Source organism: Myxococcus sp. AM009 (assembly GCF_013372605.1).
In the GTDB taxonomy this organism is placed as follows: Bacteria; Myxococcota; Myxococcia; order Myxococcales; family Myxococcaceae; genus Myxococcus; species Myxococcus vastator.
In genome coordinates this window covers 22288-33814 of sequence record NZ_JABXEP010000017.1, presented here as the reverse complement: position 1 = coordinate 33814, position 11527 = coordinate 22288, and the positions used below count along the sequence as shown (strand labels likewise).

At 69.3% G+C, this 11527-nt stretch carries 11 protein-coding genes; 6 read left to right on the top strand and 5 right to left on the bottom strand.

Features of this window, described 5'->3' with window-relative positions; genetic code table 11:
• Window positions 1–263 precede the first annotated feature (263 nt).
• The gene (locus HV824_RS38040) at window positions 264–1142 is read left to right on the top strand and encodes a helix-turn-helix domain-containing protein (RefSeq protein WP_368738027.1); all 879 of its coding nucleotides are present in this window, start codon (window positions 264–266) and stop codon (window positions 1140–1142) included.
• Window positions 1143–1223: 81 nt separating this feature from the next.
• Window positions 1224–1760, top strand: a complete 537-nt coding sequence (locus HV824_RS06795) for a DUF2378 family protein (protein ID WP_176422914.1) — start codon at window positions 1224–1226, stop codon at window positions 1758–1760.
• A gap of 4 nt (window positions 1761–1764) precedes the next feature.
• Here the strand turns inward: HV824_RS06795 and HV824_RS06790 are convergent, their stop codons facing one another.
• Together HV824_RS06790 and HV824_RS06785 are read right to left on the bottom strand one after the other, a co-directional pair.
• The gene (locus HV824_RS06790; protein WP_176416181.1) at window positions 1765–5367 is read right to left on the bottom strand and encodes a M1 family aminopeptidase; all 3603 of its coding nucleotides are present in this window, start codon (window positions 5365–5367) and stop codon (window positions 1765–1767) included.
• Window positions 5368–5376: 9 nt separating this feature from the next.
• A complete protein-coding gene (locus tag HV824_RS06785) occupies window positions 5377–6258 on the bottom strand; it encodes an ABC transporter ATP-binding protein (protein WP_176416182.1) in 882 nt (293 codons plus the stop codon).
• Between the two features lie 66 nt (window positions 6259–6324).
• Here HV824_RS06785 and HV824_RS06780 point away from each other — a divergent pair, with 66 nt between their 5' ends.
• On the top strand, window positions 6325–7596 hold the full coding sequence (locus tag HV824_RS06780; RefSeq protein WP_176416183.1) for a cellulase family glycosylhydrolase: 1272 nt from the start codon (window positions 6325–6327) through the stop codon (window positions 7594–7596).
• A gap of 16 nt (window positions 7597–7612) precedes the next feature.
• On the opposite strand, the gene HV824_RS06775 is transcribed toward HV824_RS06780, so the two are convergent.
• The 3 genes from HV824_RS06775 to HV824_RS06765 form a co-directional block, all read right to left on the bottom strand.
• Entirely contained in the window at window positions 7613–8353 is a 741-nt protein-coding gene (locus HV824_RS06775) for a response regulator transcription factor (protein ID WP_176416184.1), read from the bottom strand.
• Window positions 8350–9633, bottom strand: coding sequence for a sensor histidine kinase (locus HV824_RS06770; protein ID WP_176416185.1), 1284 nt, complete (start codon window positions 9631–9633; stop codon window positions 8350–8352). The genes HV824_RS06775 and HV824_RS06770 overlap by 4 nt, the downstream gene beginning before the upstream one ends.
• A gap of 109 nt (window positions 9634–9742) precedes the next feature.
• Window positions 9743–10129 carry a hypothetical protein gene (locus HV824_RS06765; protein ID WP_176422913.1) on the bottom strand — a complete coding sequence of 129 codons (387 nt, stop codon included), beginning with the start codon at window positions 10127–10129 and terminating at the stop codon, window positions 9743–9745.
• Between the two features lie 122 nt (window positions 10130–10251).
• Here HV824_RS06765 and HV824_RS06760 point away from each other — a divergent pair, with 122 nt between their 5' ends.
• From HV824_RS06760 to HV824_RS06750, 3 genes are read left to right on the top strand one after another with little or no spacing between them, the layout of a single operon-like run.
• On the top strand, window positions 10252–11019 hold the full coding sequence (locus HV824_RS06760; protein ID WP_176416187.1) for a HesA/MoeB/ThiF family protein: 768 nt from the start codon (window positions 10252–10254) through the stop codon (window positions 11017–11019).
• A complete protein-coding gene (locus HV824_RS06755; RefSeq protein WP_176416188.1) occupies window positions 11007–11246 on the top strand; it encodes a sulfurtransferase TusA family protein in 240 nt (79 codons plus the stop codon). Before HV824_RS06760 ends, HV824_RS06755 begins: the two co-directional genes overlap by 13 nt.
• 7 nt (window positions 11247–11253) lie before the next feature.
• Entirely contained in the window at window positions 11254–11526 is a 273-nt protein-coding gene (locus tag HV824_RS06750; protein ID WP_176416189.1) for a ubiquitin-like small modifier protein 1, read from the top strand.
• Window position 11527: the final 1 nt, after the last annotated feature.

Genomic DNA, 11527 nt, shown 5'->3' with positions numbered 1-11527 from the left:
GTTCAAAACCTACACCAGTAACGGATTACCCGTAAAGTCAAGGTTATATTCTCAACTCTTGAGAGTGATTGTGTATGAATGGGTTACAGTTTGTGTCACAGCCGCGTGCCCTCTGAGACACGACGTTTCAGATCCGTGAGAAAACGGTCGACGCCGGGTTTCTTCACCCCATTCTTGATACGGATGTCGTGTGGGGCTCCCCCTCTGGCATTGGCGCCCAGGGACATCCTCTCAGCCCTGTCTGACACCTGTGAGGCTTCGTCGTGTCCCTTGCCCCTTCTTCGGTTCGCGTCTTCCGGCATGAATCGGAATTCGGCCGCTGGGAGATGGTGGAGGGCGCGCCGGACGCCCGGCTCCGTGGGATGGTGGCGGGGTCCTATTGGGGCTACGACGAGCGGACGCCGGTCCCCATGCGCCGCCGCGAGCTGCCGTCTCCGCAGGTGGTGCTCATCATCGACTTCGGGCCGTGGCTCCGGATTCTCGACCCGCGAGACGCCTGTGTCGCCGCGCGCCACACGGATGGCTTCGTCGCCGGGTTGGATGACTCATTCTCACTCACTGAGACGCCGGGCGCGATGCGCGGCCTCCAGGTCAATTTCACGCCCATGGGGGCGCGGCTGTTCTTCGGGATGCCCCTGCGCGTCCTGGCGCGGCGGGTGGTGGGGCTGCGCGACGTCCTGGGCGCCCAGGCCTCGCTGCTGGCGGAGCAGCTCCAGGAGTCGCCAGGCTGGGCGGCCCGCTTCGCGTTGCTCGACCAGTTCCTGCTGAAGCGCATCCACGAAGCGCGCGCCATCGCGGCATGTGTCCCTTGGGCCTGGGAGCGGCTGGTCGCGAGCGGGGGTGGGGTGGAGATTGGCGGGCTGGCCGGCGAGCTGGGCTACAGCCAGAAGCACCTCATCACCCGCTTCAACGAGGAGTTGGGGATGCCGCCCAAGCTGCTGGCCCGGCTGCTTCGCTTCGACCAGGTCATCCAGCGGCTGAAGGCGGGCGGCGTGACGGGCACCTGGGCCGAGCTGGCGCTGGCGCACGGCTACTACGACCAGGCGCACTTCAACCGCGACTTCCGTCAGTTCACCGGGCTGACGCCTCGGGAGTACGTCCGGCTCCAGCTTCCGGACCACGGCGGCCTCCGCGGCGACTGAGCCCGGACGTTGGCGAGTCAAACACCGCCAGTGCCTCCGCTTCCCCGAGCCCCTTGACTCCCCTAGGGTGCCGCGCCACCGATGCCATCCGAAGTCACTGTTCAATCAACGTTGTTTGAATCCCTGGTCCGCCTGGCCCGGCCCGACGCGAAGCTCCAGGCGGAGTTCCTGGCCGCGGGCTTCGACATGGACAAGCCCCGGGCCACCTATCCCGCGGCCGTGTTCGCGGGGTGTCAGGAGGCGGCGGTGCGTCACCGCTACGCGGGCCTGGACCGCAAGGCGGCCTACCGGACGCTGGGGCGGGAGCTGGTGCGCAGCTACTTCGACACCCTGGTGGGCAAGGTGGTGGGCATGGCCCTCAAGGTGGCCGGGCCCGAGCGCGCCATGAAGCGCGTGTCGCTGAGCTTCAGCTCCGTCTTCTCCCCGGTGGACATCCAGGTGGAGTCACTGGGCCCGGCGGACTGGCGCGTCCGCTTCCGGAGCTACCCCTTCCCGGCGGAGGCCGCCGCGGGCACCTGTGAAGGTGCGCTGCGGCAGGCCGGCGCCACCGAGCCCCAGGTGAACGTGGAGCGCTACGAGCCGCCCGACGGCTTCGACCTGCGCATCCGCTGGAGCTGACCCGTCAGGGTGAGGACGGGCCCCCCAGCGCCACCGCGGACACTACGGTGGGCTCCGTCACGTTGTCGGTGGACGTACGGTCGATGAGCACGTTGAGCGGATCAATGCCCACCTGGACGGGCTTCACGGGGACGGTGAAGGTGAGCTCCGATTCGCCCTTCGTCACCCGGCGCTTCTCCAGGAAGATGGCCTCGCCGCGCTCGTCGAGCGCGCCCACGTCCATCCAGTCGTTGAAGTCCACCTCCGTCTGTTCCCCCTGCTCGTCGGCGCGGAACTTCTTCGCCAGCACCTTGAGGGTGACATCCCAGGTGCCCTGGTCATTCTGCCGCGCCCGCGCGGAGACGGCGCGGTTGTCGTAGAGGGTGATGGTCTCGAACAGGTCCTCGATGAGGTACTGGTACTCCGGCGGCGTCTCTTCCCGGAGGAAGCCCAGCAGCTCCGTGGAGCCGGTGTACGGCGGGCCCTGGAAGCGGACCTTCTCCACATAGCGGCGCAGGGCGCGGTTCACCCGCTCCTCTCCGATGAAGTCCTGCAGCGCGTACATGACGAGGCTGCCCTTCTGGTAGTGGATGTACGCCTGCTGTTCCACCCGGGCCAGCGGCACCTCCTTCTTCGACTCGAACGCGCGGCCAGCGAGGTAGCGGTCCAGCTCGAACTTGAGGAAGCGCTTCATCTTCTTCGGCCCGAAGCGGTGCTTCATCACCATCAGCGCGGCGTACTGCGACATCGTCTCCGACGTCATCGTGGCGCCCTGCGCGCGCGCGCCCACCACCTGGTGCGCCCACCACTGGTGGGCGATCTCATGCGCGGTGACGTAGTACGGGTAGTCCACGTCGTCGGCGCGTCCGTCCTCCACGCGGGCGATGAAGCCCAGCGCCTCCGAATACGGAATCGTATTGGGGAAGGCCTGGGCGAAGCTCGCGTAGCGGGGGAACTCCAGGATGCGGGCCTGCCGGTGCTGATACGGTCCGAAGTTCTCGCTGCAGTACGCCAGCGTGTCCTTCATGCCGCGCATCATCCGGTCCAGCGCGAAGGTGTGCGTGGGGTGGTGGTAGATCTCCAGCTTCACGTCGCGCCACGTGTCGCGCATCACCTCGTAGCGCGCGGACAGGACGGAGAAGAAGTTGAGGATGGGCTTGTCCATCCGGTAGCGGAAGAAGCGGCGGTCGCCCTCGGTCCACTCCTTCTCCAGGTAACCCGGGGCAATGGCAAGCTGGTCCTTCGCCGTGCTCACCGTGGCCTCGAAGGCGATGAAGTCCGAGTCCTGACGGATGTAGTTGTCCTGCTTCGCCTTCGGGTCGTCGCGGTCCGGCAGGCGCTCGCGAGGCGGCAAGTCGTAGTCCTTGCGGTCCCGGTCGTCCTCCAGCTCCGCGTCCTTCTGGTAGCCCAGCACCGGCAGGTTCATGTTGTTGAAGAAGGTGCCGTTGCCCACGATGTCCGTGCGCGCCCCGCCGTGCTTGAAGCCCTTCGTGCCGAACTCCAGGTCGAACACGATGGCGGAGTCGGCGCCGGGCGCCAGCGGCGTGGGGAGCTCGTAGACGAAGATGCCGAGCTCGGCGTCATGCACCGCGGGCTTCGTCACGCCGGCCAGGGACAGGCCGCGCACCCGGGCGTCGTCCGGCAGGGTGAGCATCACCTTGGAGATGGGCACGTCCGTCTTGTTGCGGATGCGGTAGCTGCCCAGCGCCTCCAGGCGCAGCGCTTCCGGGTGGATGTGGAAGGTGACCTGCGCGGCGGTGATGCGCGGGTGGGGCAGGGCGGCGAAGGACGCGTAGTCCTTTTCGTAGCGGGCCTGCTGCCGCTCCCGGTCCTTCCGAGTGACGTACGGGTTGAGGACGTGGGTGTTGTAGTAGATGAACGCGCCCGCCCCGACGAAGACGCAGAGCGACAGCGCCGCGGCCACGGTCCACGCGCCCGTGCGCCGCGCCTTGGCCGCCGCCCAGCGCTGCTTCCAGCGCGCCTCCCGGCCCCGGACGGTGAGCAGGTAACCCGCCGCCACGAGCAGCGCCGCCAGCCCGTACCAGTAGACGCGGTGCCACACGAGCGCGGGGATGCTGCCGCCGAAGCGGTTCAGGTCGGAGTAGCGGAGCGTGGGCTCGGAGCCGTAGCGGACCAGGGCGTCTTCCACGCCCATCAGGCCCAGCGCGGCCTGGAGGACGAAGTAGAGCACCATCACCAGGTACGCCAGGTACTTCTGGTGGATGAGCACCTGCGCGAAGAAGGCCAGCACGCACAACAGCGCGTCATGCGGGAAGTCCAGCAGGAAGAGCTGCGTGGCGTAGAGGTTCCACTCGACGTCGAAGTAGCCGCGGAGCACCTGGGAGAGCAGCGCGGACAGCAGCGCCACGACCTTGAGGGAGAAGGCCACCAGCAGCAGCGCCCCCAGCTTCGCGCCATAGGTGACCCAGGACGGCACGCGCGTGGCGTCCACGATGTCGGCCAGCCCCGCGTCGCGCTCCTTCCACACCAGCTCACCCGCATAGAAGGTGATGGTGATGAGCAGGAAGGGCTGGAAGGTGCGCGTGGCCGTCTCCAGCACCTGCCACGTCACCGGCCAGGTGGCGGTGCCGAACATCTGCTTCGAGAGGGCGATGCCCATGGTGCCCATGGCGAGCCCCGCCACGACGAAGGACCAGAACACCGGGGAGCGGAGGATGTCGCGGTAGGCCAGCCAGGACGTGGCGACGGCCGTGCGCAGCCAGCTGCCCGTCGTGGGCGCCGCCCCGGTGGCGGGGAGGGTGACCGGGGCGGAGGCGTCCGCCTCCTTGAGCGCGCCGCGTCCCCGCTGCTCCTCCACGGTGGTGCGGAAGCGCAGGACGGCCAGCCCCAATATCGCGGCGCCCACCGCGCTCCACAGCAGCCGGTTGGCGAGCAGCAGCCCGGTGAAGGGGATGCGGTCCCGGTTGCGCTCGGCCGCGGTCCAGTAGCGGGTCGCGTTCTCGAAGGTGAGGAAGCCGAACGGGTCCAGCAGGGACGCCAGGTCCTGGTGCTGCACGTCGGACATGGCGGCGCTGAGCACCAGGTACCCCATCACCAGCACCACGACGCCCACGTACACGGGGGCCATGCGCCGCGTCAGCGCGGCCAGCGAGAAGAAGACGGCGCCAGCGAAGAAGAGCGTGGGCCACACGCCGATGACGTAGGGCCAGAGGTACGAGGTGAGCTGGAACGAGGTGAGCCGCTCGGAGTCCACCAGCCACACGCCCGCGGCGCCCACCAGCAACCCGGGGATGATGGCCAGCATCAGCGCCGCGCTGAAGAGGTACGCGCCCAGGAACCGGCCGAGCAGGTACGGGCCCTTCTTCACGTTCTTCGTGAAGATGAGCATCCAGGTGTTGTGGCCGAAGTCCTGGTAGGCGGCCTGGCCGAAGACGGCGGCCACCATGAAGAGGCCGAAGTAGGCCAGGCTGGTGGTGAAGTTGAAGATCGTGTGGGGGCTGTTGACGCGGACCAGCTCCGGGCCCGACGCCACGGAGAAGCCCTTGAACACGGCGCCAATCGCCAGCGTCATCAGCGCGGCGGCGGCGGCCAGCACCAGGGCGTAGACCCAGGTGGAGATCATCTTCATCCGGCGCCGCAATTCGAAGGTCAGGAGGGCGGTGAACATGGCGGGCCCTCAGGACTGCTTGGACGCCCGGGATAGCGCGTGGAAGTAGACGTCCTCCAGGTCGGGGGCGGCCGGCTCGAAGCCCTCCGGCGGAGCCTCCGCGTAGACGTGGACCAGGCGCTGTCCGGCCACGCGCCGCACGGCGATGACCTCCAGGTCCTTCATGAGCGCGTCCAGCTCCTCCTGGTGGGTGACGAAGCGCTTCCACACGCGCTGGCGCAGGGCCTCCACCAGCTTCAGCGGGTGGCCGCTGGCCACGACGTTCCCCTGGGCGAGGATGGCCATGTTCTGACAGAGGTCCGCCACGTCGGAGACGATGTGCGTGGACAGCAGCACCACCACGTCGGTGCTGATCTCCGCCAGCAGGTTGTGGAAGCGGAAGCGCTCGGCGGGGTCGAGCCCGGCGGTGGGCTCGTCCACGATGAGCAGCCTGGGGTTGCCGAGCAGCGCCTGGGCGATGCCGAAGCGCTGCTTCATGCCGCCGGAGAAGCCACCGAGCCGCCGGTCGCGGTGCTCCCAGAGGTTCGTCTTCTGCAGGAGCGCCTTCACCGTGTCATGGCGCGGTCCGCGCTGGGCCAGGCCCTTGAGCTGCGCCAGGTGGTCCAGCATGTCCCAGGCCGTCACCTTGGGATACACGCCGAAGTCCTGCGGCAGGTAGCCCAGCACCTCCCGCAGCCGGTCCTTGTCCCGGCGCAGGTCGATGCCGTCGAAGCTCATGGTGCCCGCATCCACGTCCTGCAGCGTGGCGATGCTGCGCATCAGCGTGGACTTGCCGGCGCCGTTGGGCCCGAGCAGCCCGAACATTCCGCGCGGAATGGTGAGGTTGACACCCTGCAGCGCACGGGTGCCGTTGGGGTACGTCTTCGACACGCCTTCCAGTCTGAGCTCCATGGTGGCGAACCTAACCCAGTCCTCGGGACCGATGCGTGGAGCGCGTGGCGTCGTTACCATGCAGGCATGCCCCTCCCTCCCCGGACCTCCACCGCCACCGCGGCCGTCGCCTTCCTGCTGGGGGCCTGCGGAGAGGGGGACCCGGTCATGCTGGAGGCGGTGGCCGCGAGCTGCTCGGGCGGCCCGGCGCAGCACCTGGACCGGCTGCCGTCCGGCGCCATGGTCCTCAATGCCTACTTCCTGCAGGAAGAGGCCACCCGGGACGCGCGGCGGGGGGCGACCGAGTCCCCGGTGCTGGAAGAGGTGCTGGCCAAGGCCGCCGCGCTGGGCGTGCGGGCGCTGCGCACCAACGGACACAACGACGCGCTGTCGAAGGTGGGGGACACCGCCATCCAGGTGGCGCCGCTGGAGTACGACGAGGTGGCCCTGGTCGGCCTGGACTGGGTGCTCGCCCGCGCCCGCTTCCATGGCGTCCGCCTGGTGCTGACGCTGGGGAACTACTGGGATGCGTATGGAGGGGCGCGCCGGTATGTGGAGTGGGCGGGGCTCCCCCGGCCCGTGGAGGGGGACGCGCGCTTCTTCACCGACCCGGCGGTGGTGGCGCACTTCAAGGCGCACGTGGCGCGGCTGCTCAACCGGGTGAACACGGTGGACGGCATCCGCTATGGCGACCACCCGGCTGTCCTGGCCTGGGAGCTGCTCAACGAGCCGCGAGGGCGGGGACTGGACAAGGAAGGGGCGCGGCTGCGCGCGTGGATTGATGACGTGGCGCGGGAGGTGAAAACGCACGCGCCCGGTCACCTGGTGGGCACGGGGGAGGAGGGCTTCGAGCCGTCTCCCGAGGGGTACGACGCCGGCTTCTGGTCCCGGTCCGGCTCGCCGGTGCTCCGCACGCCGGGGGCCAGCTTCACGCGCAACACGGCGTCCCCGTACATCGACTTCGCGTCAGTGCACTTCTATCCGGAGTCTTGGGGCCTGGGTGGCATCGACACAGCCGAGGCCGGCGCCCGGTGGATTCGTGAGCACGCCGCCATCGCCCGGAGCCTGGGCAAGCCCTTGTTCGTGGGCGAGCTGGGGCTGCGCAACGAAGGCGCGTTCGACGTGTCACAGCGGCGCGCGCTCTATCGCGGCTGGCTGGAGTGCATGCGGAAGGAAGGCGTGGGCGCGGGGGCGCTGTGGATGTTCGCCAACGACGCCCGGCCGGACGCCTGGGACGGCTACACCTTCTACTATCGGGACGGCACGCTGCCGGGCGACCCGGTCAACCGGTACGCGGACCTGGTCATGGAGGCCGCCGCCGCGGAGCGTCCGGGCGCGGCGGTCTCCACGAGGCGCTGAGCGTGGGTGTGCCGGCTCAGACGGAGATGAGGCCCTTGCGGATGCCCTCGGTGACGGCCTCCACGCGGTTGGTGACCTCCAGCTTCCGGTAGATGTGCTCCAGGTGCGTGCGGATGGTGGCCTTGCTGAGGTCGAGCAGGCGCGCCGCCTCGCTGTTGGACACGCCCTTGGCGATGAGCTGGAGGATTTCGCGCTCGCGGTCCGACAGCGGCTTGAGCAGCGGCTCCTGGGCCGCGTCGTAGGCGGACGGCGCCGGCGTGGAGGGCGGCGAGGGGACGGGGCTGGCGTCGGGCTCCACGCGGAAGTGACGGAGCAGCCGGCGGGCCAGGTTGGGCTGGATGACGGTGCCGCCCGCGCGGACCTCCTTGATGGCCTCGATGATCTTGTCCACCGGGGCGCCCTTGAGCAGGTAGCCGGAGGCGCCCGCCTTCACGGCCTCCAGCACTTTGTCCTCCTCGTCGAAGATGGTGAAGATGAGGATTTCAATCTGCGGGAAGCGCGCCTTCACCTCGCGCGTCACGTCGATGCCGCTCATGCGGGGCAGGCCCAGGTCCAGCAGCAGCACGTCCGGCATCAGCCTGGGCACCTCCTCCAGCGCGGCTTCACCGGAGAGCGCGGTGCCGATGATGTCCATCTCCGGGTGGCTTTCGAAGAGGCGGAGCTGGTTCTTGAGGATCTTCGTCTGATCCTCGACCACGAAGACGCGGATGGGCGGCGAATCGGGAGGCTGCGGGGCGTCCACGGGAGCTCCGGTCATGACGGACGACAGGGGAGGGAGAATGCCACCTGGGCGCCAGCGCCGGGTGACGAGTCCACGATGAGCTGGCCACCGAGCTTCATGGCGCGCTCACGCATGTTCAACAGGCCGTAGTGGCCGCGCGGCGTCCGGGATGGGTCAAAGCCCTTGCCGTCGTCGCGCACGACGAGGTTGACGCGGTCCTCGCTGAAGTCGAGCCGCACCTGGACGCCCTTGGCCTCCGCGTGCTTCACCGCGTTGGACAGCGACTCCTGGAGGATGCGGAACAGCGCCAACTGCGCGTCCGGGTTCAGCTTGCGCTGCAGGCCGGTGCGCTCGAAGCGGATGTCCAGGCCGGTGCGCTCGCGGAACGTCTTCGCGTAGTCCTCCAGGCCCTGCGCCAGCTCGAAGTCCTCGCGCATCATCCGCAGGCTGCGCCGCAGCTCCTCGATGGACTCCTCCGCGGTGAGCTTCAGCTCGCGGATCTCCTCGCGCAGGCCCTCCTCGCGCGCCAGGTTCAGGATGTACTCGGATTGGATGATCATCGACGACAGGGACGCGCCCAGGCCGTCGTGGATCTCCCGCGCCAGCCGGTTGCGCTCCTCCACCACGGCCAGCTCCTTGAGGTCTCCCTGGAGCGACACGACCTCGCGGTGCGCGGCGGCCTCGCGCTCGTTCAGGTACACGAGCACGTAGACGATGATGAAGTTGAGCGCCAGGTACCAGAGCAGCGTCAGCAGCTCCACCGCCGTCACGGAGCGGTTGAGGAGCAGGTCCAGCCGGGTGGTGATGGGCAGCGCCAGCAGCGGCGGGAGGATCGCCAGCGGCTTGGGGTAGAGGATGGCGAAGAGCGTGGTGAAGAGCAGCTGCGTGGCCAGCAGCGGGCTCTGGAGTCCGCCGCCGACGTGCGGCTTGACGATGAGCACCACGCTGATGGCCACGTCCAGGCAGAGGGTGATGTACGTCACCCAGCGGCCGGCCTTCGGGTGGTCGATGACCAGGAGGTTGGCGACGCTGTAGAGCAGCATCGCGAAGTAGCCCACGAAGGCGAAGGGCCCGGTGAGGCCGAAGTAGCCGCTCCAGGCCGGCACCGCGAGGATGAGCAGGCCCAGCGTGAGGAACATCATCCGCGCGTAGAAGAGCGCGCGGGCCCGGGCCACGAAGCGGTCCTGCTCCCACGAGGCGGTCGCCTGCTCGGCCGACACGCTGTCCGTCAGCTTGCGGCGCTCCAGGACCTTGCGCACCCGGGCGCGCAGGTCGTTGGCAGGCGTCTCCTCGCTCAATGCGAGTTGGGAATCCATTCGTCCGGCACTCTACGGGAGCAACCGGGGGGGCGGGAATCCCAGAGGTGGCCCGCCCCGCCTTCTGGAGGGCGAGGGAGCAGGCCCCGCGCCCGGCGGAAGCACCGCGTTACTCCGCGGAGGCGTCACCCGCGCACGCCTGGCGCGCCTCGGGCTTGCTCTTGAAAATGAACTCCAGCCGGTCCGTCCGCTCGCCCGTCCGCTCGTCGAAGAGCGGCGTGCCTCCCGCGTACATGGTGCCCTGCGGGTTGCCGTAGGCGTCCAGCCCCTGCTTCTGGAGCCACGCGTCCACGCAGGCCTCCCGGGCCGCGCGCGCCGTTCCGCCCGTGCCTGCGTCCTCCGCTCCCAGGGCCCCCTTGCTGGCGCCGGTGCGCGCGGCTTCGTCCGTCGCGGCGGAGGCGTCGGAGGGCCCCGGGGCCTCGCCCGTCTTGCGGGTGCAGGCAGGCGCCAGGAGGAGGACAGCGGAAAAGACGAGCACGCCGGTCAGGTTTTTCATATGTCCTGGCAGGTGGGGGCCGCGCGGACGCGGGACGGTGGAGAGGCACCTGCGTCCTTCTGCAGGGTGGTACGCAGGCGGTCACACCATATTCGTTTCCGACCGCGTGGAGCAGTCATCCGATGCATGGCCACGGTACAGACCACCATCCCCGAGTTCCCCATGCGTCCCGGCTGGAGCGCGCGCGCGTCCTGCTGGTGGGGGCTGGCGGGCTCGGGTGTCCGGCGTCACTGGCGCTGGCCCAGGCCGGTGTCGGGCACCTGACGCTGGCGGATCCGGACCGCGTGGACGTGACGAACCTGCCGCGCCAGCTCTGGCACCGGGGCGAGGACGTGGGCCGGAACAAGGCGGAGTCCGCGACGGCGGGCCTGGCGCGGGCCTTCCCTGGCCTGAGCACGGAGGCCATGACCGAGCGCGTGGACGCTACCAACGCGGAGGGGCTCTTCCGTGCGCACGACGCCGTCATCGACGCCACGGATGGCGTGGCCACCAAGTTCTTCCTGTCGGACGTGGCGGTGCTGACGGGCGTGCCGCTCGTCTATGGCGGGGTGCTGCGCATGCAGGGACAGGCGATGCGCGTGGACCCGGGTGGGCCGTGCCTGCGCTGCCTCTATGAAGCGCCGCCTCCGCCGGACGCCGTGCCCACGTGTGCCCAGGCGGGGGTGCTCGGCTCGCTGGCGGGGCTGGTGGGCGCGGTGCAGGCCCTGCTGGCGCTGGAGCTGCTGTCGGGCGCCGCGCGGGGTGGGCAGGGCGAGGCCACGCTGCATGTGCTGGATGCGGTGTCGCTGCTGGGGCGGAGGACGCGCGTGACGCGGGCACCGGACTGCGAGGGCTGCCGCGTCACGGCCATCCCGGCGTACCCGGAGTCTCCGGAGGCGTGCGCGACATGACGGCGACGCTGGACATCACCCGCGAGGTCTGTCCGATGACCTACGTGCGGACGAAGCTGAAGTTGGAATCACTGGAGTCGGGCACGTTGCTGGAGGTGCTGCTTCGGGGCACCGAGCCGCTGAAGAACGTGCCTCGCAACGCGCGCGACGAGGGCCACGAGGTCGTGTCCCTGGACGCGCTCCCGGACGGGACGCACCGGCTGGTGCTCCGCAAACAGGGCAGGTGAGTGAGCCATGGCGACCCTTCGTATTCCCACCCCCATGCGGGGTTTCACCGGCAACCAGGCGGAAGTCGTCGCCCCCGGCGCCACCGTGCGCGAGGTGCTGAACAACCTGGACGCGCGCCACCCGGGCATTGGCGGCCGGGTGTTTGACGAGCGCGGCGCGGTGCGGCGCTACGTGAATGTGTTCCTCAACGACGAGGACATCCGCGCGCTGAGCGGGCTGGACACGCCGGTGAAGGACGCTGACCGCATCATCCTCATCCCCGCCATGGCGGGAGGCTGAA